The following is a 22,347-nucleotide window of genomic DNA, read 5'->3' on the forward strand; positions in this document are numbered from 1 at the left end:
TCAAAATTAAGATGCCATAAAGGACCATCAGGTATAATAATGAGTTTGTCTCCCACTAACTTATTTTTTATAGGTTCTATAAGTTCTTTGTGCAATTGGTAACCTAGGTGTACGTAATTTTTGTTATGGACTGTAGTGATATCGTTATAAAGGGCATTAATGTTTTCTTGTAGCTTTGGGGTATGAAGTTCTTTAACCGAGACGTCATGTTTAGAAATAGTAAATGCGTAGGTTATAGTATCTGCTGTAAAGAATTCTAACACTGTCGTTTGTTTATCTAGTTTTTGTTGTATTGCTTTACTAGAAATTATATTTTTTTGATGTTTGAGTTGATAATACTTTGGGTATTTGCTCTCTAAAACCTTAGTTATAGAATCTTGTCTTTGACCAACATCAAACAATTTACTTTCATATTCTTGTATGCGGGTTTTATCAATAGAGTCTTTGGATTGTTCTGCTGCGATCTGTGATTGATAAAAAGCACGGTTAGCTTTTAATGAGGTCTCCAATGTTATAGTTTCCTTTGGTATTTCTGAGAAGTTTTTTGCATTAGCATCCAGAAGTAGATCTTTTAAAATATTAGATTTACTTTTTCCGCTATAATAGAATGCTTTTTTAAGCATTGTATCATTATTAGTGATACTATAGCTTGTTAAATGGGTAGAAATTGCATTTGCATACATTTCTTTGGCTTGTTCTGCAAAAGTAATTTTGTCCCTGCGATTTTGATAAGATACTTTAAGATTATCAGCAAGAGTATCTAACTTTTTGTATAGTACTATACTTTGTTCAAGATTTTTGACATTTTGATCTTTTTTATAAAGTTCTTGTAGGGCCTTAGCTTTGTGTAAAAAAATTAAAAATAGACTAGCATCGTGTCTTTCAAAATTATTAGAATCATTCTTTATTAATTCTTTTTTTCTAATAGATTTTAAACCTTTGTTATAATAAGAAATAGCTTCTTCGTATCTATTTTGCATGTAAAAACCTTTGCCAATTCCGATATAACAAGCAGATTTGAGTTTGTGATTTTCATCATTGGATTTTTTCTTCAAAGCCTTAAGACTTTTATTAAAAAAATAAAAAGCTAAATTATGTTCTCCATTTAAGTTATATGTCTCGCCAATATGATTGTAGTTTTTGATAATTCTAGAATGATTTTCATCGAAAATTGTTTTTAAAATTTCAGATGATTTTTTATAGTAATCAATTGCCGTATTGTATTCGTTGTTTTTTTGATATATGGTTCCTAAATTAGTATATATAAGTGCCGTGTTTTGATTTTGGATACCCAAAATATTTTCATTTAATTTTAGAAGTTCTTTATAATACGATATTGATTGTTTGGGGTTAAGACCTTCAAGAAGATTTGCTACATTGATGCCTGTTTCTATTAGAATTGGATGATTATTCCCATAAATCTTTTTTTTCAAACTTAAACTTTGATTAAAATAATTTAAGGCTTTTTTATTTTGGTTTTTATCCTCGTAAACGATTCCCATATTATTATACAAAATGCTGAGACCAAAAATATGATTCTGTTTTTTGAGTATTGGAAATGCTTTTAAGTAGTAGTTTAGGGCTACATCGAATTGTTGTATTTGTTCATATATAATCCCAATATTAATGTAAATTCGGGCTAGTTTTACGTCGTCTTTTTCTAAGCTCTCCATAGTAGCGGATAAACTTTTCTTATGATACTTAATAGCAGTTTCGTGATTTTCTAGGGTACTGTGTATATTACCCAAATTATTATAAACGTATGCTATATCAGTCCCTTTAGCATCGCTTACTTTTAAAAATATATCTAGAGCTTTTTCATAATATATAATTGCCTCATCATACTTATGCATTTTTTCGTTTAGAAAGCCTAAGTTGTAATAAGACTTTGCAATATAATAATGATACTTCGGAAATATTTTTTTTTTGATTTTTAATGAATGAAGCAGATATTCCAGCGCTTTTTTATAGTTCGCTTTACCTCTATAATATTGGCCTAAATTATCATACGCATTTACTTCTTCTAAATTATCTTTTGGCATATATTTGGTACTTATTCGTAAAGCATTTTTTGAATTCTTTAGCGATTTTTCGAGTTTTCGTGCTCTCCATTGGTTTTCAGAAATTTTGTTATAGCACTTGGCTACACGTTCCCAGATTTTTGCTTTTTCATAAATAGGAAGAACTTTTTCAAATAAATAAATAGATTCTTCATAATTTTTGGTAAGGAAAAGCGAGTCTGCTTTTTGATAGTGTTGCCAGGCAATCAGGGTATCATTTTTGGTTTGTGCAGAAATGGTGATACATCCTATTACCGATAGGATGCCAATTAGAAATAACCTCATTAGTTGAGTGTTTAGTTGGTTGTAATATGTTTACGGTAGGACTCTTGGGTAAAATTAGAATATTATTTTTAGACAGAAGCAATATTTTTAATTTGATTCTATTACCCAATAAAAAGATGAAACCCTATCCAGAAAATTCTCTGGATAGGGTTTTTAATAATAGTTTTTTCCATAAACAAGCTCATAAAGAGCCCGTGGTGGCTCACCACTACATCATACCTGGCATTCCTCCGCCCATTGGTGGCATTCCACCTCCTCCTGCCGGAGCATCTTCTTTAATATCTACCAAAGCACACTCTGTAGTAAGAATCATTCCTGATACCGAAGCAGCATTTTCAAGAGCAACACGTGTTACTTTTTTAGGATCGATAATACCAGCCTTAAGCATGTCTACATAGGCTTCTGACTTAGCATCATATCCAAAATCTTTTTTACCTTCTAATACTTTAGAAATTACTACAGAACCTTCTCCACCAGCATTTTCTACAATTGTTCTCAATGGAGCTTCTACTGCACGATTTACGATTTGGATTCCGGTAGCCTCATCAGAATTTTCAGTTTTTACTTTTTCTAAAACTGATTTAGCTCTTACCAAAGCTACACCACCACCAGCAACAATTCCTTCTTCTACAGCTGCACGAGTAGCATGAAGTGCATCATCTACACGATCTTTCTTTTCTTTCATTTCTACTTCAGAAGCTGCACCTACATACAATACAGCTACACCGCCAGCTAATTTAGCCAAACGTTCTTGTAGTTTTTCTTTGTCATAGTCAGAGGTAGTCGTTTCGATCTGAGCTTTGATTTGATTTACTCTGTTCTTGATCAATTCTTCCTCACCAGCACCGTTAACTACAGTAGTGTTATCTTTATCGATAGCTACTTTTTCTGCAGTACCGAGATGTTCTATTGTTGTATTTTCTAATGTAAATCCGCGTTCTTCAGAGATTACAGTCCCTCCAGTTAGAATAGCTATATCCTCTAACATTGCTTTACGTCTATCACCAAAACCAGGTGCTTTTACAGCAGCAATTTTTAAGGCTCCACGTAATTTGTTGACAACAAGAGTAGCTAATGCTTCACCATCTACATCTTCTGCAATAATTAATAATGGTTTTCCTGTTTGTGCTACAGGCTCAAGTATTGGAAGAAGATCTTTCATTGCAGAGATCTTCTTGTCATATAGCAAGATATATGGAGTCTCAAGATCAGCGGTCATCTTCTCGCTGTTCGTTACAAAATATGGAGAAAGGTATCCTCTGTCAAATTGCATTCCTTCAACAATATCAACGGTTGTATCAGTTCCTTTTGCTTCTTCTACAGTGATTACACCTTCTTTTCCAACTTTACCAAAAGCCTGAGCAATAAGATCACCAATAGTTTCGTCATTATTAGCAGAAATTGCAGCAACCTGTTTGATTTTGTCAGAAGAGTCTCCTACTTCTTTCGTTTGCTTCTCAAGATCTTCTGTAATGGCTAATACCGCTTTGTCAATCCCTCGCTTTAAATCCATAGGATTTGCACCGGCAGCTACATTTTTAAGTCCTTCTTTTACAATTGCTTGTGCTAATACAGTAGCTGTAGTAGTACCGTCACCCGCAAGATCATTGGTTTTAGAAGCTACTTCTTTTACCATTTGTGCTCCCATATTTTCTAGAGCATCTTCTAATTCTACTTCTTTGGCTACAGAAACACCATCTTTAGTTACTGTAGGGGCTCCAAAAGATTTACTTATAATCACATTACGACCTTTAGGCCCTAAAGTTACTTTTACTGCATTCGCTAATGCATCTACACCGCGCTTGATACCGTCACGTGCTTCTATATCAAATTTTATGTCTTTTGCCATTTTTTATAATTTGTGTTATTCTAAATTGATACTATCTTATTTTTTTAATCAATACTTAAAAAGCTAATTTTAGGATAGCTCAATTTATACTAGAAATGAAATGATTTATTTATACAATAGCAAGGATATCATCCTCACGCATAATTAGATAATCTTTTCCGTCTAATTTTAATTCTGTGCCAGAATATTTACCATATAATACAGTATCACCAACTTGAACAGTCATGTCGTGATCTTTTTTACCACTACCTACGGCAGCTACTTTCCCTTTTTGCTGCTTTTCCTGAGCAGAATCAGGAATGAATAATCCTGATGCAGTTTGTGTTTCTGCCGGAAGAGGCTCTACAACTACACGGTCTGAAAGAGGTTTGATATTTACTCCCATTATGATTAGTTTTTTTATTAAAATTAAAATGAAATATTTGAAAAATGTTATTTCAGAAATTATGCCACTGGGGCATTACTGACAAATTGAAATAAAAAATGCCGACTTTATGACAAGTCGACATTTTTTTATTGTTTTTATTAAAAGATATTACTCATTAGTGTCATCTCCTGCAGGAGGAGTCACTGGAGTTTCTATTTGGACATCATCAGTGTTTACTTTTGACTCTTGACTAGCGTTACCACTCATAAGGTCAATATTAGATAGTAAAATTAATACTAATAATAAGGTTGCAAGTGTCCAGGTACTTTTATCCAAAAAGTCGGTAGTCTTTTTTACACCACCTAATTGCTGTGTTCCTCCACCACCGAAAGAAGAAGAAAGTCCACCTCCTTTAGGGTTTTGTACCATTATTACTACTACCAGTAGAAAAGATACAATAACTATTAAGATTAGAAATATTGTGAATGTTGTCATTATATTGTTATTTATTTTCTTTTAATTTCTTTATTGCTCGAATTTGGTCTGCAAAGAAACCACTTTTTTCGGGATTTTTCAAAATTAATATATTGTATGCTTGAATAGCCTTTTTATAATTTTTTTGAGCTAGATATACTTTTGCTAGTGTTTCGGTCATCAATTGATCCGTAGGAATTAGATTCTTCTCTGCCAGATTACGGATAGACGCACTTTTTGAGACTGGTTTGATCTTAGGATTATTAGAAATAAACTCATCAATTAATTCGAACTTGTCTTTAGTTTCTAAGGTTTTTGGAGCTTTCTTTTCTTCATTTTCAGAAGAATTGACCTTTGTTTTCTGATCATCTTTACGATTTATAGGATGCAAAGAAGTTAGTTTAAGCCATTCTGCAAAAGAATGAGTTTCTTTTGTGTTAAAATCTAGTGGTGTGTCAGGGTGAATGTCTTTTTCTAAAACGTTATTTTTATCACCTTTCTCTTCCTTTATATTATTTTTTTCAGGTAATGCGTCTTCTTTATAACTTGTTGTTATCTGTTGCTCCTGAGTATCATTTTCTTTTATTCTTTCAAAAAATGAAGGATCAAGAGTTTTTTTTGCATCATCTTCTTGTACCTGTTCATTGTGCTCTGTTGTTATTCCTTCTGCAGGTATTATTTCTTTAGGTTCGATGACTTTAATGTCAGACTTGTTTTTCTTTTCTTCCTTATCAAGACTTAGATTTTGGTTAAAAATTGGGGAAGTTATAAAGTCAAACAAAACACTTCTATCTGTGGTGTAAGCTGCTGTGGTTTTTAGTTCTTGATTATACCTGAAGCTTTCCTGGTCTTTTAGGCCTTTTAAAAGTAAGGAGCGCGCGGATTGAAAATAAGGAAAAGCAATAATGAGTTGCTCAAGCTCACTTGTTTGTTCTTTATTGAGTTGTGTAGGGTTTTGAAGTAAGTATGTAAACTCTGTTGTTTTCAATCTGTTTTTATTTTCAAGAAATAGTTGATGTTTTAGGTCAAATTAATTAGTCGCATAGTTACCATCTAGCCAAAGTGGCATTAAACATATCTTGTGTTATTCTTTCAAAAATGATTTCCATAGCTTCCTCTCTTATTGTATTTTCTGACGAAGATGCAGGGTAATCAAAGAAAAAAGAAAATCGTTGATCTAGATCTTTTGTACTGTCTTTTGAGTCATAAAACCTTAAATTAATAGCAATAGTTAAACGGTTTTGGGCAGCAGTTATCTCTGATGTTGCTGTAGTCGGAGATACATAATCTTGTATTATTTCTCCTTCATACACGATATCTCCCCCAGATGTAGTTAAACTAAGGTTGGTTTGGTTAAGGATTAAATCCTGTAATTGGTTTGTAAATGTTTGATCTACTCCGGGTGTAATTCTTGGTGATTGATTCTGAAAAAAATTAACCTGAAATGTTTTAGTTTCAGGAGAAATAGATATTCCGCTAAAAGAATAAATACCACATCCCTGAAATATCACTAACGTGATAATTGCTATTGTAATAGATTTTATTGTCCTCATTAATTATAGGTCAAATTGTTTAATTTTTCGATATAAAGTGCGTTCACTAATTCCTAATTCGTCTGCAGCAGCTTTTCGTTTTCCTTTATGACGTTCTAATGATTTTTTAATCAATTCGAGTTCTTTGTCATGAAGGGATAGTGTTTCTTCTTCCTCAATTTCTTCTGCAAAATGATACTTGTCATCTTCCTTTAGTGTCGAAGGAGAAGGAGGGGTTGAAGTAATCTGTAACATTTCAGTCTTAGATACCTCAGGTTCTTCAAAAAGGATTTCCTCTTCTTCTTTGGTGCTATATATTTTCTCAATTAGTCCTTCATTGTCTTTTTGTACTTGTTGTGTATTACCACTTTGCATTAGCTCCATGGTTAATTTTTTAAGATCATTAAGGTCACTTTTCATATCAAAAAGAACTTTGTATAAAATCTCTCTTTCGTTACTAAAATCACTGTCCTTTTTTTGTTCGGATACAACGGCGGGTAAATTGCGACCGATATTTGGTAGGTATCCATGCAAAGAAGCAGCCGATATAGTTCTATTTTGTTCAAGGACTGAGATTTGTTCTGCAATGTTGCGTAATTGTCTTATGTTTCCGCTCCAGCGATACTTTTCTAGTAAGATAATAGCTTCATCACTTAAACGAATAGTTGGCATTTTATATTTTGTCGCAAAATCAGAAGCAAATTTTCTAAAAAGTAAGTGAATGTCATCCTTTCTTTCTCTTAGGGGCGGTAGTAGGATTTCTACAGTGCTTAGGCGGTAGTATAGGTCTTCTCTAAACTTTCCTTTTTCTATAGCCTCGAACATGTTGACATTAGTAGCGGCTACAATACGTACGTCTGTCTTTTGAACCTTTGAGGAGCCCACTTTTATAAATTCTCCATTTTCTAATACTCTAAGTAGGCGTACTTGAGTGGTTAGCGGAAGTTCTCCTACTTCATCTAAAAATATAGTTCCTCCATTGGCGACTTCAAAATATCCATTTCTCGTCTGGGTAGCACCGGTAAATGCTCCTTTTTCATGACCAAAAAGCTCACTGTCAATTGTTCCTTCTGGAATTGCCCCGCAGTTTACGGCAATAAATTTTCCGTGTTTTCTATGCGAAAGTGAATGTATTATTTTCGGGATACTTTCTTTTCCTACACCACTTTCTCCAGTTACCAAAACTGAAATGTCTGTAGGAGCAACCTGAATAGATTTTTCGACCGCACGGTTAAGTTTAGGGTCATTCCCTATAATGCCAAATCGCTGTTTTGTGGCTTGTACTGATTCCATAATCCTTTACCCAATAATACGGGGATTTAAGCGGTTAGACGATGTTTTATTAAATAAAATATCCATTTTAGTTTTTGATTTTAAAAGTCAGGAACTTTTAATTGTTGTCAGAGTATCCTGTTGCTTTTCCTAATAAAGTGGCACTTGTACAGTCTTCAATATGCACCATTACAAAATCTCCGATCTCATACATTTCTTTCGGAAATATGGCGACTATATTTTTAGTTGTTCTGCCACTCCAGTGCTGATTCGACTTTTTAGATTCTTTTTCTATAAGAACCTCAAAGGTTTGTCCTATAAGTGATTCATGACGATAATTACAATGTTCTCGTTGCAGGGCGATCACTTCTGCTAATCGTCTTTTTTTAATCTCTTCAGGGACATCATCTTCTAGTTTTCGTTCGGCAAGGGTTCCTGGTCTTTCTGAATATGCATACATATATCCATGCTCATACTTAATCTGTTTCAAAAGCGATAATGTATCTTGGTGATCTTCCTCAGTCTCTGTTGGGAAGCCTATAATCATATCTTGAGTAATAGAGCATTCAGGAATGATTTCCTTAATGTTTTCTACCAATTCTATATATTCCTGTCTAGTGTGTAATCGATTCATCTCTTTCAAGATTCGGTCACTTCCACTTTGTATAGGTAGATGTATATGTTTACAGATGTTTTTGTGTTTAGCCATTATTTTGATCACATCCAGCGTCATATCCTGTGGATTAGAAGTAGAAAATCGTATACGTAGTTTAGGATAACTTTGCGCAACCATGTCAAGCAGTTTGGCGAAATCAGTTGCTGTCGCTTTCTGAAAATCGGAAGCTTTTTCAAAATCTTTTTTAAGACCACCACCATACCATAAGTAGCTATCTACATTTTGTCCCAGAAGTGTGATTTCTTTATAGTTTTGTTGTACTAATTCATCTATTTCTTTTAGGATACTTTGCGGATCACGACTACGTTCTCTTCCTCGAGTGAAAGGGACTACGCAAAATGTACACATGTTGTCACAACCACGAGTGATAGATACAAATGCTGAAACGCCATTACTTTGTAATCTTACAGGAGCTATATCTCCATAAGTTTCTTCTTTAGAAAGTACAACGTTAACCGCATTGCGACCAGCATCAACTTCTTCAATTAAATTAGGAAGATCTTTATAGGCATCTGGCCCAACAACAAGATCAACTATTTTTTCTTCTTCGAGAAACTTACTTTTAAGACGTTCTGCCATACATCCGAGTACTCCGACCTTCATCTTAGGATTGATTCTCTTTACGGCATTGTATTTCTCTAAACGTTTCCTTACGGTTTGTTCTGCTTTTTCTCTTATAGAACAAGTGTTTACCAGTACCAGATCTGCGTCTTCAAGGTTTTGTGTGGTATTAAAACCTTCTTTAGACAAAATTGAAGCTACGATTTCACTATCGCTAAAATTCATTTGGCAACCATAGCTCTCTATAAAAAGTTTTCTCTGGTTTTGTTTATTCTGGTCAAGGATGAGAGGCTGTCCTTGTATATTTTCATCAATAATCTTCTCCATATAGATAATTCCTTAATAATTGGGGGCAAATAGTGTGCAAAGATACTTTTAAATCCGGTTTATGACAAAGTGTCATGGGTTTTTTTAGTATTAAATTTTGGTTTCGAAACTTTTTCAAGACTAGCGGTTTTTTTGGCAAAAGTACTTTAGGATTCCTTTTTTTTTTGAACTAATTTTTTGATAAAGAATCTTGATATCAAAAAATTGATATACTTTTGTTCTCACAAATTAAACAATTATGGCTAAGAATTTAGTGATTGTAGAGTCGCCTGCTAAGGCCAAAACAATAGAGAAATTTCTTGGAAAAGATTATAAAGTTGCATCCAGTTTTGGACATATTGCAGACTTACCGGCAAAAGAATTAGGTGTTGATGTTGAAGGGGATTTTAAGCCAAAATATATTGTCTCAAGTGATAAGAAAGATGTTGTTAAAAAACTAAAAGATCTTTCTAAGAAAGCAGAAATGGTTTGGCTAGCTAGTGATGAGGACCGTGAAGGAGAGGCGATTGCATGGCACCTTGCAGAAACTTTAAAACTTGATAAAGAGAAGACACGGCGTATAGTTTTTCATGAGATAACCAAAAATGCGATTCTCAAAGCAATAGAAAATCCACGTACGATTGATTATAATTTAGTCAATGCACAACAGGCAAGACGAGTTTTGGATCGTTTAGTTGGATATGAATTGTCACCAGTACTTTGGCGAAAAGTAAAAGGAGGTTTATCTGCAGGAAGAGTGCAGTCCGTTTCGGTACGCCTAATCGTAGAGCGTGAACGTGATGTGTTAGGTTTTAAACCAGAAGCTTCTTATAGGGTAGATGCCGAATTCTCGAATCAAGCAGGGAAAACAGTAAAGGCTAAACTTCCTAAAAACTTTAAAACGAAAGAAGAAGCAGAAGAATTTTTAAGAAAAAATATAGGAGCTTCTTTTAAAGTAGCTGATCTTACAACAAAACCTGCGAAAAAATCACCAGCACCGCCATTTACAACATCGACATTACAACAAGAAGCTTCGAGGAAATTGTATTTTTCTGTAAGTAAAACAATGACCATGGCGCAACGGTTGTATGAAGCGGGATTGATTACGTACATGAGAACTGATAGTGTGAATTTATCTGTTGAAGCACAGAAAGGTGCAAAAGCAGAAATTGATTCGGCTTACGGCAGTGAGTATAGTAACCCAAGGCAGTACAAAGGGAAGTCTAAAGGAGCACAAGAAGCTCATGAAGCTGTTCGTCCTACTGATTTTTCTAGACATTCTATAAATAATTTAGAATATGATCAACAGCGTTTGTATGAGTTGATCTGGAAACGGGCTATTGCATCGCAAATGAGTGATGCTAAGCTAGAAAGAACAAATGTTCGCATTGCGGCAAATACACATAAAGAACAATTCACCGCTAATGGAGAAGTTATTAAGTTCGAAGGTTTTTTAAAGGTGTATTTAGAGGGTAATGACGATGAAGATGAAGAGCAAGAGGGGATTTTGCCTGCGATGAAAGTGCAGGAACCGATGTTTAATAATTACATTTCTGCAACAGAACGATTTACGCGACCACCAGGGCGTTTCACCGAAGCTTCATTGGTAAAAAAATTAGAGGAATTAGGGATCGGGAGACCTTCTACATACGCGCCAACAATTTCTACGATTCAAAATAGGAAATATGTTGTTAAGGGTTCCAAAGATGGAGAAGAGCGTAACTATGTGCAGATGATTCTTTCGGGAGATACGATCGAAAAGAAGGATTTGTCAGAAAAAGTAGGTAGCGACAAGGGTAAATTGATTCCTACAGATGTTGGGATGGTAGTCAATGATTTTCTGGTGAATCATTTTTCTGGAATTCTTGATTATAATTTTACAGCAAAAGTCGAGCAAGATTTTGATGAAATTGCAGAGGGTCAGGAAGATTGGACTCAGGTAATGAAAACATTTTATGATGAATTTCATCCAAGAGTAGAAGAGGTAGCCCAGAATGCCGAACGAGAAGTAGGAGAGCGTGTTTTAGGAAAAGACCCTGCAACAGGAAAACCTGTTAGTGTTCGTTTAGGGAAGTTTGGTCCTATGGTTCAAATAGGAAGTGTAGAAGATGAGGATAAGCCTCGTTTTGCAAGCTTGTCACCTGGACAGACGTTAAGTGGGATTACTTTTGAGGAAGCAATGGATTTATTTCAATTGCCCAAAGAGTTAGGAGAATATAAAGGAGAAACTATCATAGTTAATAATGGTAGATTTGGACCCTATGTACGTTTTGGAGAAAAGTTTGTTTCTTTAGAGAAAGGAGAAGATCCATTAAGTACATCTTTGGATAGAGCCATAGTGCTTATTGATGCCAAAGAGAAAGCTGATGCACCTATATATACTTATGAGAATCTTCCTGTGCAAAAAGGAACCGGGCGATTCGGTCCTTTTATAAAATGGAATGGGATGTTTATCAATGTCAATAAAAAGTATGATTTTGATAACCTTTCAGATACAGATATTGTAACACTTATAGAAGAAAAGAAGCAAAAAGAAATTGATAAGGTTCTTCATAACTGGGAAGAAGAAGGGATACGTGTAGAAAAGGCAAGATGGGGAAGAAGCAATGTGATAAAAGGTAAGATTAAAATAGAATTACCTAAAACAGTAGATGCTTCTAAGTTGACACTAGATAAAGTGAAGGCTATAATTGAAAAAAATGCACCTAAGAAAAAACCCGCAGCAAAAAAGAAGACCACAAAAAAGACAGCTAAAAAGAAATAATTATGTCGTTTGAATTTCTTGTGCCAGTTAGTGATTTAATCGTAGCACATACGAAGTTGCTTCCTGAATTTTCTTTAGGAAAACAAATTAAAATTCATACAACCAAAGAGGGAGTTCCGGATATTGAGAACGTTAATATTGCGATTATCGGAATTCAAGAAAATAGGAACGACACCAATTTTTTAGGAGAAGGATTATGTTTTGATTCGATACGGAAATCTTTATATGAATTATTTCCAGGTAATTGGGATTCTAATATTATAGATTTAGGAGATATTCGGCCGGGTAATGAAGTAAGTGATACTTATTATTTGGCTCAAGAAGTATTGTCAGACTTATTGAAAAAGGATATTATTCCTGTTGTTCTCGGGGGTAGCCAAGATTTGGTGTATGCGCAATATCGCGCATTCGATGTCTTAGAGCGAATGGTTAATTTGGCGAACGTGGATAGTAGGTTTGATCTCGGAGATTCTTCACAGCCTATTACGAATACATCCTTTGTTGGAAAAATTATTGTTGAAAAACCATACAATCTTTTTAACTATAGTAATATAGGATACCAAACATATTTTAATTCTCAGGAAGAAATAGATCTTATTGAAAAACTATATTTTGATGCATATCGCTTAGGTGAAGTTATTTCTGATATTACTATTGTTGAGCCTATAATGCGTGATGCAGATATTGTTTCTATTGATTTGGGTGTTATGACTGCTGCCAGCTTAAACGGAGCAGTAATTTCTCCTAATGGTTTTGATGGGCGTGAGATTTGCGCAATTTCGAGATATGCCGGAATAAGTGACAAAGTTAAAAGCTTTGGAGTTTATGAATTTAAAAATTTTAAGGGTGAAGAAACAACGGCTTTGTTAGTTGCCCAAATTATTTGGTATTTTATAGAAGGTGTTAACTTTAGGTCTAATGAGCTAACTATAAAAAACTTAGAAAGTACGCTGCATTATAATGTGCCTGTAGACGGTGAAATTTTGTCTTTTTATAAAAGTCCTAAGACAGGACGTTGGTGGATAGAGATACCTTTTATTTCATCTGGCAATAATAAATTGAAAAGACACACGTTATTACCTTGCACATACAACGATTATGAGCGAGCTTGTAATCAAGAAATACCTGAAAGATGGTATAAAGCAAAACGAAAAAACGAAGTTTAACATTTTTATTAGGGAGATTTAAGGTTTTTTTTGGAAAAAAATTGCTTTTCTGGAAATAAATAAATAGGTTTACGTCCTTAAATCTTTGAAGATCTTAACCTAAAACACATTATGAAGAAATTTGTATTATTCTTTGCTATTTTAGCAATGCTTTACAGTTGTGGCGGAGGAAACCGTGGAGAACTGGTTGGAGCACAAGGAAAAAAATGGCACCCGCAGAAACCATATGGAATGGCCCTCATCCCCGGAGGATCGTTTATAATGGGTAAGTCTGATGATGACAAAGCGGCAATTGCAAATGCCCCAACAAGAATGGTTACTGTTCGTTCTTTTTATATGGACGAAACAGAAATAACCAATAGTGAGTATCGACAATTCGTTACTTGGGTACGTGATTCTGTAATAAGAATGCGATTGGCAATAATGGCCGATGAATTAGGAAAAACTCCTGGAGACGATGGTATCGGAGAGTATGCTTTCTTAGACGCAGATACCGAGAACATGACCGTTTACGAAAAATATATGTACGACAACTATAGTGGTACAGGAGAAACAGGTTATGAAGGTAGAGCACTTAATAAGGATATTGATATTGAGTGGGACATCGAAGATTACCCAGATGAATTCTATGCAGAGGTAATGGATACTATGTATATTCCTTTAGAAGAGTCTTACAACGGAAGACGTACGTTAGATGTGAGTAAATTCGAATTCAGATTTACATGGATGGATATTCAGGCTGCAGCTCGTGCGAAAAAGGGTGGTAGAAAAGACTTTGTTAAAGAAGAGGTAATTGAAGTATATCCTGATACAACCGTATGGATCAAGGATTTTAATTACTCTTACAACGAACCTATGCACAATGACTATTTCTGGCACAGTGCATATGATGATTATCCTGTAGTAGGTGTATCTTGGGAACAAGCGAAAGCCTTCTGTAGATGGAGAACCATAGAGAAAAATACTTTTCAGAAAAAGAAAGGAAAAGAATTTGTAAACTATTTTAGATTGCCAACAGAGGCAGAATGGGAGTATGCGGCAAGAGGAGGTCTTGAGTCTGCTACCTATCCTTGGGGTGGTCCATATGCTTTAAACGATCGAGGTTGTTTCTTAGCTAATTTCAAACCTTTAAGAGGTAATTACGCTGCAGATAACTTCTTATATACTGTAGAAGCTAAAACATTTGACGCGAATGATTATAATCTTTATAACATGGCGGGGAATGTTTCAGAATGGGTACAGTCATCCTATGATCCTGCGGCATACGAATATGTTTCATCAATGAACCCAAATGTTAATGATGATGACAATAAACGAAAAGTTGTTCGTGGAGGGTCTTGGAAAGATGTTGCTTATTTCCTACAAGTAAGCACAAGAGATTACGAATACGCTGATTCAGCAAGGAGTTATATCGGATTTAGAACCGTTCAGGATTACATGGGTACTGACGTTACTGGAGAAGATAACACTCAGAATCAAAAATAATACGTCCCAAAATTTCTATCAACTTAATTACTAACCTTATTTTTTAAAACTAAGATTTAAAAAACAAAAAAATTTATTATGGCAAATTCAAAAGCAAGCAAGAAATTAATGAATATGGTATACGGTCTCGGAGCGGCCGTAGTAATATTAGGTGCACTTTTTAAGATTATGCACTGGCCCTTTGGTAACGAAATGCTAATTATAGGTCTTGTAACAGAAGCATTAGTATTTACTGTTTCTGCATTCGAACCTGTAGATGACGAATTAGATTGGTCTTTAGTATACCCAGAATTATCAGGAGGAAATAAAAAAGATAAAAAAGCAGATACAACTCCAGAAGGTTTATTATCTAAGAAATTAGATGATATGTTAAAAGAAGCAAGAGTAGATTCTAGTTTGATGAGTAGTTTAGGAGAGAGTATCCGTAATTTTGAAGGAGCTGCAAAAGGAATTTCTCCTACTATCGATTCTATTCAGGGTCAGAAAAAATATAGTGAAGAAATGGCTAAGGCGGCAACGCAATTAGAATCTCTTAATAGTCTTTATAAGGTACAGTTAGAGTCTTCAGCTTCTCAAGCAGAGGCGAATCAAGCTATTGCAGAAAATGCAACGAAGCTTAAAGAACAAATGGAAAGTCTTGCTAGTAACTTATCCTCTCTAAATGGAGTATATGGTGGTATGTTAAGTGCTATGAATAAAAGCTAGTTTATAACACATATCATATCAATTAAACATATACTAACATAATAACTACCAAAATTTAAAAATATGGCAGGAGGAAAATTATCACCAAGGCAGAAGATGATTAATCTGATGTACTTGGTATTTATAGCAATGATGGCATTAAATATGTCAAAAGAAGTGCTATCTGCATTCGGATTGATGAATGAGAAGTTGGCTTCGGCAAATGCTATTGCAACTGAAAGAAACGGTGCATTTATGGCGGGTCTGGCAGAAAAAGTTACTGAGCAACCTGAAAAATATACACCACTAAAACAAAAAGCGGATGAAATTAGTAGCTTTTCTAATGAATTCAACGCTTATGTAGAGCAAATAAAGACAGAAATTCTGGAAACAGCTGATGATCCTACAGATTATGAGACTATGGATAAGCCCGATGCTTTGGATACCAAATTTTTTGAAGGAGGAAAAACTACAGCAGCAGCTACTGAGTTTTTAAGTAAGATTGCTACTTACAGGGATGGTGTTGTTACTGCGATTCGTTCTGTAAAAGAAGTGGACCCTCAAGTTGCTACTGATGTAGAAACTACATTTAGTACCGAAAAAGTAAAAGATAGAGCAGGTGTTTCTAAAGACTGGTTAAACTATAATTTTGAAGGTTTTCCTTTAGTAGCTTCTTTGACCAAGCTTACACAAATGCAGGCAGATGTTAAAACAACTGAAAGTAAAGTATTGTCAGCTTTACTTGCAGGACAACAAGCATCAGAATTATCTTTTAGTAATTACGAAGCTATCGTGGTTGCAGATAAAACGGCTTTCTTTAGTGGAGAGAAGTTTAAAGGAAGAATCGTTCTAGGACGTTTTGATGCTACACTGAAGCCTACAAAAGTAATGGTGAACGGAAAAGAGCAAACAGAAGTTCAAAACGGACAGATTATGCTTGATTTCCCAGCAGGTAATGTTGGAGAAAGAGATGTAAAAGGAGAGTTAGAATTTAAAGAAGGAGATTCTACAGTCACTATACCAATAAAAAGTTCATATACAGTAATACCAAGACCAAATTCAGCGGTTATTTCTGCGGATAAAATGAATGTAGTATATCGAGGTGTAAATAACCCGATGACTATTTCTATCCCTGGTGTACCTAATGTAAGTGCGTCTGCTCCTGGTATAAAGAAATTAAGTGGAGCTGGTAAATATGTGATGAATGTTACTACAGTAAGAGCACGTGAAGTTAACATTAAAGTAAGTGGTAAACTTGCAAATGGTACTGTTGTTAGTGATAGTAAGAAATTTAGAATTAAAGATATCCCAAGACCTGTAGGGACTGTAAGAGGAGAAGATGGGTCTATCAAAATGCAAAGAAATGCATTAGAGATTTCATCAATTGGTGCTATTTTACCAGATTTTGATTTTGATATTAAATTAAAAGTAACAGGATTTAAGTTTAAGGTAGAAGGTCAACCTACAGTTAGTGTTAACGGAGGTCGACTTAACTCTAAAGCTAAATCAGCGCTACGAAAGGCAAAAAGAGGTTCTTCGGTACAAATTATCGATATCAAGGCCCAGCTGACTACTAATGCAGGATATAAATTGAAAAAAATATCCCCAGTTATCGTAGAGCTAACAAATTAATAAAAAACCTACTATGATGATTATGAATTTGAGAAGTTTTGTATTAACCGTTTTAACCGTTGTGGTTTCAACACTTTCTTATGGGCAAGAAAATATTCTAAATGCCGATAACCCAGATGAGATTGGGCGTAAGACTGAGGAGCAAATCATGGCTGATAATGATAAGCCATTAGAATATGGTTATGTAGATAAACGTGACGTATTATGGGCTAAGACAACGTGGGAAACGATTGATCTAGATGAAAGAATAAATTTCCCATTATACTATCCTATTGATACTAACAATATCGGTGCTAATCGTCGATCTTTATACGATGTTTTAGTGGGTAATATCAAAAACGGAAAAATCAAGAATATTTATTCGGATTCATATTTTACAGAAACACGTACATTTCAGGATTTAGAGTCTACAATGTCTAAGATCGATACAACTGATTTAGGATATGAGCAATACAATGCTGGTGAAACGGTAGATCCTCAATATATCAATAGGAGAGACATTACTTCTGCTGATATCTCAGAATATCGAATTAGAGGATACTGGTATTTTGATAAGCGTCAAGGAGAATTAAGATACAGATTGTTAGGATTAGCACCAGTTGCTCCTGATGTTAACTTTATCGATGATGATGAGCCAGATATGGTTCCTTTATTCTGGGTTTGGTATCCTGATGCTAGAGAAATGCTTCACAATGCAGCGGCTTTTAATAGAAAAAATACTTCTATGCCTTTTACATATGATCATATTCTTAATGCAAGACGATTTAGCTCTGTAATCTATAAAGAAGATAACATTCAGGGTGACCGTGAAATTAAGGATTATGTCGTTGACAATGCTTTAATGCAACTTCTGGAGAGTGAGAGGATAAAAGAGAGTATACGAAATTTTGAAATGGATATGTGGAGTTATTAAATTCTGTATATTTTAAGATAAGATATAAACGCCCAACATACTTGTTGGGCGTTTTGTTATTTTTGTAGTATGTTAGATTATTTTGTAGTAGGTCTAGGATTGGCAGGAATGTCTTTCGTTGAGGAATTAGAGAAGAACGGTAAATCCTTTGTGGTTTATGAAAATTATTCACAGAAATCGTCAAGAGTAGCTGGGGGGTTATATAATCCAGTAATTTTAAAGAGATTTACAGCTGCATGGAAAGCACTTGAACAAGTAGAGAATGCATTCTCGTTTTATAAGAACATTGAAAAAAAACTTAACATATCAATTCTCATAGAGGTACCCGTTTTAAGAAGGTTTAATGCTGTAGAAGAGCAAAATACCTGGTTTGAGGCTGCTGATAAACCTATTCTTACAGATCTCCTTTCTACAGAATTGATTCCTAATAAAAATCAAGCTTTAGATATCCCTTATCAATACGGTAAAGTAAAAAATACGGGTAGAATAGATACAGAAAAATTACTAACCTCTTATATTAATTATCTAAAAGATAAGGATAGTATATTAAACGAATCCTTTAATTATGATAGCTTGGTGATACAAAAGGACTATGTCGAGTATAAAGGACAAAGAGCAAGAAATATTATTTTTACTGAAGGTTATGGGGTGGTAAACAATACTTTTTTTAACTACCTTCCTATTCATGGTAATAAAGGTGAGTACATCATTATAAAATGTGATAAACTTAAATTATCTGAGGCAGTAAAATCTTCAGTTTTTATTATTCCGTTAGGAAACGATTATTATAAAGTAGGTGCGACTTATAATAATAAAGATAAAACATCAGCTATTACAGATGAAGCAAAAAAAGAACTGCAAGAAAAATTAGAACGTTTTTTAAGAGCAGAATATACTGTAGAAGATCAGGTGGCAGGGATTCGTCCGACTACAAAGGATAGAAAACCGATGGTTGGGTCTCACCCAGAACATCAAAATATTCATATTCTTAATGGTTTAGGAAGTAGGGGGATACTCATAGGTCCATATGTAGCAAAGAAACTATATGATTATATTGAATATCAAAAACCACTAGATGGTGAAATAAATATAAGTCGATTTAAAAATTTAAGATAATTTTTGTTTCTTTTTATAATGCATAAAAAAGTTAATCCAGATATTTCGAGACAATCGTAGAATCACGGGTAAAAGAGAAATCATGGTAGCCGCTATTAAAAAGAAGGTAGTCAATAAACTCAATTTTAATAGTAAATAACCAATTACGAAAGCAGCAACTGCAAAAGCAATGCCTACAGGATAACTGACATACATGGCGCCATAGAAAAAAGAAGGTTCTATTTTGTATTTGGTGTCACAATGACTGCATCGCTCCTTCATGTTCAAGGTTTGACTTAGTTTATAAGCATTCGATTCTGTGTACATGCTCTCTTCATGACAAACAGGACAGCTCCCAGTAAAAATACTATATATTTTAGTTCCTTTTAAGATATTCATTAGGGTTTTTATTCTAGCATAAAAATAATCATCTTTGCACAAAATATTCAAAAACTGATGTTAAACATACACAACTTATCGATTTCGTTTGGAGGAGAGTATCTTTTCGAAGAAATAGCTTTTAGATTAAGTGCAGGAGATCGGGTCGGATTAGTAGGCAAGAATGGAGCAGGAAAATCTACGATGCTTAAGATTTTATCCAAGGAGCAAGAGCCGGATTCAGGTCAAATAGCTATGGATAAAGATGTCAAGATTGGTTTTCTTAAACAAGATATTGATTTTGTGTTAGGACGTACAGTGCTAGATGAGTCTTACGAAGCTTTTATTGATATAAAAAGGATTGAGCGTGATATCGAGAAAATCAATGCGCAATTGGCAGAACGCACAGATTATGAGAGTGAGTCATATAATCAATTAATAACAGACTTAAGTGATCATACACATCAATATGAGATTCTTGGAGGTTATAATTATCAAGGAGAAACAGAAAGAGTATTACAAGGACTTGGGTTTGTTCGCGAAGATTTTAACAAGTTAACAGATACATTTTCTGGTGGGTGGCGAATGCGAATAGAATTGGCCAAACTTTTATTACAAAACAATGATATCTTATTATTAGATGAGCCGACGAACCACTTAGATATTGAATCCATTATTTGGTTAGAGAATTTTTTAAAAAGTTATGTAGGGGTAGTGGTCATTGTATCGCATGATAAGATGTTTCTTGATAATGTTACAAATAGGACTATAGAAATCTCATTGGGGCGTATTTATGATTATAATAAACCATACTCTAAATATCTGGTGCTTCGCAAAGAGATAAGAGAACAGCAACTGGCAACTCAGAAAAATCAGTCTAAACAAATAGAGCAAACTGAGAAGTTAATAGAGAAGTTCAGGGCAAAAGCTTCGAAGGCTTCTATGGCACAATCATTAATAAAAAAGTTGGATAAGATTGATAGAATCGAGGTAGATGAGGATGATAATGCGGTCATGAATATCAATTTTCCCATAAGTATACAGCCAGGTAAAGTTGTTATCGAAGCCGAAAAAGTAGGTAAGAACTATGGTCCAAAAGAAATTCTTAAGGATATTGATTTACTAGTAGAAAGAGGGTCAAAAATAGCTTTTGTAGGACAGAATGGACAAGGGAAATCTACACTGGCAAAAATTATAATAGATGAGATTCCTTATAGTGGGACATTTAAGCTGGGACACAATGTACAAATAGGGTATTTTGCACAAAATCAGTCGGAGTATCTTGATGGAGAATTAACAGTGCATGATACTATGATACATGCAGCTGATGAGAAAACGCGTAGCAAAGTTCGTGATATGCTTGGGGCTTTTCTTTTTAGAGGAGATGAAGTAGATAAAAAGGTAAAAGTACTTTCTGGAGGAGAAAGAAATCGCTTAGCCTTGTGTAAAATGCTTTTACAGCCTTTTAACGTGTTGGTTATGGATGAACCTACCAATCACTTAGATATTAAATCAAAGAACGTACTAAAGGAAGCGTTAAAAAATTTCGAAGGAACCTTGATATTAGTATCTCATGATCGTGATTTTTTACAAGGACTAAGCAATCGAGTTTATGAGTTTAAAAATAGAAAGATTAAAGAATATCTTGGTGATATTGATTTTTACCTCGAAGAAAGGCGTGTTAATGATCTTCGCGAAATAGAAAAAAAAGATAAACAGGTAAAATCAGTTTCAAGTAACAAAGAAACCGCTAAGCAATCTTATCAGGATCAAAAGAAAATCAAATCCTTAAACAATAGATTGAGTAATGTAGAATCAAAAATTAATAAACTAGAAAGAGAAATCAAAGAAATTGATGTCGAACTAGCAATTAACTATGACCAAACAATTGCGCAACCTAACTTTTTTGATACGTACCAACAAAAAAAGGATAATTTGTCTTCTTTACTAGAAGATTGGGAAAAAATACAAGGAGAAATCGATGATTTGATGAATTAGTGAATTTAGGGACTTGTTTTGTTGAATTAATAAAATATGCTGATTTAATTATTTTTTTGATATTAAAACACAGGTTTTGTTAAAAAAATCAAATGTTAGAATGTTTGGGTTAATTTTTTTAAAAAAACATAAGTTACTTTTATGATATTTTTATCGTTAGGTAATGTGCAAGTTGATTTTTATGGATATTTTTGTACCAGATAAATTAAAGAACATTATTTATGAAAACGACAAAGGTCATTGACTTAAATTCTCACGCATTATCTTGGGTGGGTAAGATTCATTATGATTTTGGTTTTTTGGTTCAAAAGGCATTTCATGAGAACGGATTAGATTTATCCAAGGAACAATGGAGTGTTTTAAAACGTTTAAATGTGAAAGATGGTCAACCACAAAATGATCTTGCTTTTATAACACATCGAGACAAAACATCAATGACTAGATTGGTAAATACCATGGAAGGTAAAGACTTGGTGGTTAGAAAGATTGATGAAAATGATAGACGAGTTAATCGTATTTTCTTGACAGACCATGGTAAGGAAATAATACAAAAGGTACAACCTATTATGTACGATTTGATTCCTGCAGTCCAAGAAAGCTTAAGTGAGGAAGAAATAGAGACGTTAATTACTGTTCTTAAGAAAGTAAAGTCCAAAATAGCAGATATTGCCGAGCAATAACAAAAAAGCTTTTTTGATTTTTTACATATAAAATTACTCAAAAGTAAAACATATAATATCTAATAATTATATGTTTTTTTTGATACAAAAATATACACAAGCAAATACATAATTAATTATGTATTTGCTTTTTTCTTGATAAGACTTTTCTCAAAATTAATCAGGCATAA

18 protein-coding genes are annotated in these 22,347 nt (G+C 34.0%); 9 read left to right on the forward strand and 9 right to left on the reverse strand.

Annotation, left to right across the window (positions count from 1 at the left end; genetic code table 11):
* From DZ60_RS23230 to miaB, 8 genes are all read right to left on the reverse strand, one after another.
* Nucleotides 1-2,345, reverse strand: a 2,345-nt coding sequence (locus tag DZ60_RS23230) for a tetratricopeptide repeat protein (protein WP_034229907.1), incomplete at its 3' end; no start/stop codon positions are given.
* Nucleotides 2,346-2,553: 208 nt separating this feature from the next.
* A complete protein-coding gene (gene groL / locus DZ60_RS0115890; protein ID WP_025743029.1) occupies nucleotides 2,554-4,194 on the reverse strand; it encodes a chaperonin GroEL in 1,641 nt (546 codons plus the stop codon).
* 109 nt (nucleotides 4,195-4,303) lie between these two features.
* Nucleotides 4,304-4,579 carry a co-chaperone GroES gene (locus DZ60_RS0115895; RefSeq protein ID WP_025743030.1) on the reverse strand — a complete coding sequence of 92 codons (276 nt, stop codon included), beginning with the start codon at nucleotides 4,577-4,579 and terminating at the stop codon, nucleotides 4,304-4,306.
* Between the two features lie 150 nt (nucleotides 4,580-4,729).
* Entirely contained in the window at nucleotides 4,730-5,056 is a 327-nt protein-coding gene (gene secG, locus DZ60_RS23235; RefSeq protein WP_025743031.1) for a preprotein translocase subunit SecG, read from the reverse strand.
* 7 nt (nucleotides 5,057-5,063) lie between these two features.
* Nucleotides 5,064-6,023, reverse strand: coding sequence for a hypothetical protein (locus DZ60_RS0115905; RefSeq protein ID WP_025743032.1), 960 nt, complete (start codon nucleotides 6,021-6,023; stop codon nucleotides 5,064-5,066).
* Nucleotides 6,024-6,081: 58 nt separating this feature from the next.
* Nucleotides 6,082-6,588 (reverse strand): LPS assembly lipoprotein LptE, encoded by a 507-nt coding sequence (gene lptE, locus DZ60_RS0115910; protein ID WP_025743033.1) that lies wholly within the window; start codon nucleotides 6,586-6,588, stop codon nucleotides 6,082-6,084.
* Nucleotides 6,589-6,591: 3 nt separating this feature from the next.
* Nucleotides 6,592-7,860 carry a sigma-54 interaction domain-containing protein gene (locus DZ60_RS0115915; RefSeq protein ID WP_025743034.1) on the reverse strand — a complete coding sequence of 423 codons (1,269 nt, stop codon included), beginning with the start codon at nucleotides 7,858-7,860 and terminating at the stop codon, nucleotides 6,592-6,594.
* A gap of 97 nt (nucleotides 7,861-7,957) precedes the next feature.
* Complete coding sequence (miaB, locus tag DZ60_RS0115920) at nucleotides 7,958-9,403, reverse strand: tRNA (N6-isopentenyl adenosine(37)-C2)-methylthiotransferase MiaB (RefSeq protein WP_025743035.1); 1,446 nt, start codon at nucleotides 9,401-9,403, stop codon at nucleotides 7,958-7,960.
* Nucleotides 9,404-9,641: 238 nt separating this feature from the next.
* Here miaB and topA point away from each other — a divergent pair, with 238 nt between their 5' ends.
* The 7 genes from topA (at nucleotide 9,642) to DZ60_RS0115955 (ending at nucleotide 19,142) form a co-directional block, all read left to right on the forward strand.
* A complete protein-coding gene (gene topA, locus DZ60_RS0115925; RefSeq protein WP_025743036.1) occupies nucleotides 9,642-12,146 on the forward strand; it encodes a type I DNA topoisomerase in 2,505 nt (834 codons plus the stop codon).
* Between the two features lie 2 nt (nucleotides 12,147-12,148).
* The gene (locus tag DZ60_RS0115930) at nucleotides 12,149-13,312 is read left to right on the forward strand and encodes a formimidoylglutamase (protein WP_025743037.1); all 1,164 of its coding nucleotides are present in this window, start codon (nucleotides 12,149-12,151) and stop codon (nucleotides 13,310-13,312) included.
* 111 nt (nucleotides 13,313-13,423) lie between these two features.
* Nucleotides 13,424-14,797 carry a T9SS ring complex lipoprotein PorK/GldK gene (porK, locus tag DZ60_RS0115935; protein ID WP_025743038.1) on the forward strand — a complete coding sequence of 458 codons (1,374 nt, stop codon included), beginning with the start codon at nucleotides 13,424-13,426 and terminating at the stop codon, nucleotides 14,795-14,797.
* 78 nt (nucleotides 14,798-14,875) lie between these two features.
* Nucleotides 14,876-15,502, forward strand: coding sequence for a type IX secretion system motor protein PorL/GldL (gene porL / locus DZ60_RS0115940; protein ID WP_025743039.1), 627 nt, complete (start codon nucleotides 14,876-14,878; stop codon nucleotides 15,500-15,502).
* Between the two features lie 63 nt (nucleotides 15,503-15,565).
* Nucleotides 15,566-17,113 (forward strand): type IX secretion system motor protein PorM/GldM, encoded by a 1,548-nt coding sequence (gene porM / locus DZ60_RS0115945; RefSeq protein WP_025743040.1) that lies wholly within the window; start codon nucleotides 15,566-15,568, stop codon nucleotides 17,111-17,113.
* Between the two features lie 22 nt (nucleotides 17,114-17,135).
* Complete coding sequence (gene porN / locus DZ60_RS0115950; RefSeq protein ID WP_025743041.1) at nucleotides 17,136-18,026, forward strand: type IX secretion system ring subunit PorN/GldN; 891 nt, start codon at nucleotides 17,136-17,138, stop codon at nucleotides 18,024-18,026.
* 69 nt (nucleotides 18,027-18,095) lie between these two features.
* On the forward strand, nucleotides 18,096-19,142 hold the full coding sequence (locus DZ60_RS0115955) for an NAD(P)/FAD-dependent oxidoreductase (protein ID WP_025743042.1): 1,047 nt from the start codon (nucleotides 18,096-18,098) through the stop codon (nucleotides 19,140-19,142).
* On the opposite strand, the gene DZ60_RS0115960 is transcribed toward DZ60_RS0115955, so the two are convergent.
* A complete protein-coding gene (locus tag DZ60_RS0115960; protein ID WP_025743043.1) occupies nucleotides 19,134-19,520 on the reverse strand; it encodes a DUF983 domain-containing protein in 387 nt (128 codons plus the stop codon). The genes DZ60_RS0115955 and DZ60_RS0115960 overlap by 9 nt on opposite strands.
* Nucleotides 19,521-19,577: 57 nt before the next feature.
* Here DZ60_RS0115960 and DZ60_RS0115965 point away from each other — a divergent pair, with 57 nt between their 5' ends.
* Together DZ60_RS0115965 and DZ60_RS0115970 are read left to right on the forward strand one after the other, a co-directional pair.
* Nucleotides 19,578-21,497 carry an ABC-F family ATP-binding cassette domain-containing protein gene (locus DZ60_RS0115965; RefSeq protein WP_025743044.1) on the forward strand — a complete coding sequence of 640 codons (1,920 nt, stop codon included), beginning with the start codon at nucleotides 19,578-19,580 and terminating at the stop codon, nucleotides 21,495-21,497.
* Nucleotides 21,498-21,718: 221 nt separating this feature from the next.
* On the forward strand, nucleotides 21,719-22,177 hold the full coding sequence (locus tag DZ60_RS0115970; RefSeq protein WP_025743045.1) for a MarR family winged helix-turn-helix transcriptional regulator: 459 nt from the start codon (nucleotides 21,719-21,721) through the stop codon (nucleotides 22,175-22,177).
* Nucleotides 22,178-22,347: the final 170 nt, after the last annotated feature.

This window comes from Aquimarina pacifica (assembly GCF_000520955.1).
Lineage (GTDB): Bacteria > Bacteroidota > Bacteroidia > Flavobacteriales > Flavobacteriaceae > Aquimarina > Aquimarina pacifica.

Excerpts from the sequence above, each read along its gene's own strand:
- groL (WP_025743029.1), bottom strand. The coding sequence starts at position 4,194 with ATGGCAAAAGACATAAAATTTGATATAGAAGCACGTGACGGTATCAAG.
- porL (WP_025743039.1), top strand. The coding sequence starts at position 14,876 with ATGGCAAATTCAAAAGCAAGCAAGAAATTAATGAATATGGTATACGGT.
- DZ60_RS0115970 (WP_025743045.1), top strand. The coding sequence starts at position 21,719 with ATGAAAACGACAAAGGTCATTGACTTAAATTCTCACGCATTATCTTGG.
- DZ60_RS0115960 (WP_025743043.1), bottom strand. The coding sequence starts at position 19,520 with ATGAATATCTTAAAAGGAACTAAAATATATAGTATTTTTACTGGGAGC.
- porN (WP_025743041.1), top strand. The coding sequence starts at position 17,136 with ATGAATTTGAGAAGTTTTGTATTAACCGTTTTAACCGTTGTGGTTTCA.
- DZ60_RS0115965 (WP_025743044.1), top strand. The coding sequence starts at position 19,578 with ATGTTAAACATACACAACTTATCGATTTCGTTTGGAGGAGAGTATCTT.
- DZ60_RS0115930 (WP_025743037.1), top strand. The coding sequence starts at position 12,149 with ATGTCGTTTGAATTTCTTGTGCCAGTTAGTGATTTAATCGTAGCACAT.
- DZ60_RS0115915 (WP_025743034.1), bottom strand. The coding sequence starts at position 7,860 with ATGGAATCAGTACAAGCCACAAAACAGCGATTTGGCATTATAGGGAAT.
- porM (WP_025743040.1), top strand. The coding sequence starts at position 15,566 with ATGGCAGGAGGAAAATTATCACCAAGGCAGAAGATGATTAATCTGATG.
- miaB (WP_025743035.1), bottom strand. The coding sequence starts at position 9,403 with ATGGAGAAGATTATTGATGAAAATATACAAGGACAGCCTCTCATCCTT.
- secG (WP_025743031.1), bottom strand. The coding sequence starts at position 5,056 with ATGACAACATTCACAATATTTCTAATCTTAATAGTTATTGTATCTTTT.
- lptE (WP_025743033.1), bottom strand. The coding sequence starts at position 6,588 with ATGAGGACAATAAAATCTATTACAATAGCAATTATCACGTTAGTGATA.
- DZ60_RS0115895 (WP_025743030.1), bottom strand. The coding sequence starts at position 4,579 with ATGGGAGTAAATATCAAACCTCTTTCAGACCGTGTAGTTGTAGAGCCT.
- topA (WP_025743036.1), top strand. The coding sequence starts at position 9,642 with ATGGCTAAGAATTTAGTGATTGTAGAGTCGCCTGCTAAGGCCAAAACA.
- porK (WP_025743038.1), top strand. The coding sequence starts at position 13,424 with ATGAAGAAATTTGTATTATTCTTTGCTATTTTAGCAATGCTTTACAGT.
- DZ60_RS0115955 (WP_025743042.1), top strand. The coding sequence starts at position 18,096 with ATGTTAGATTATTTTGTAGTAGGTCTAGGATTGGCAGGAATGTCTTTC.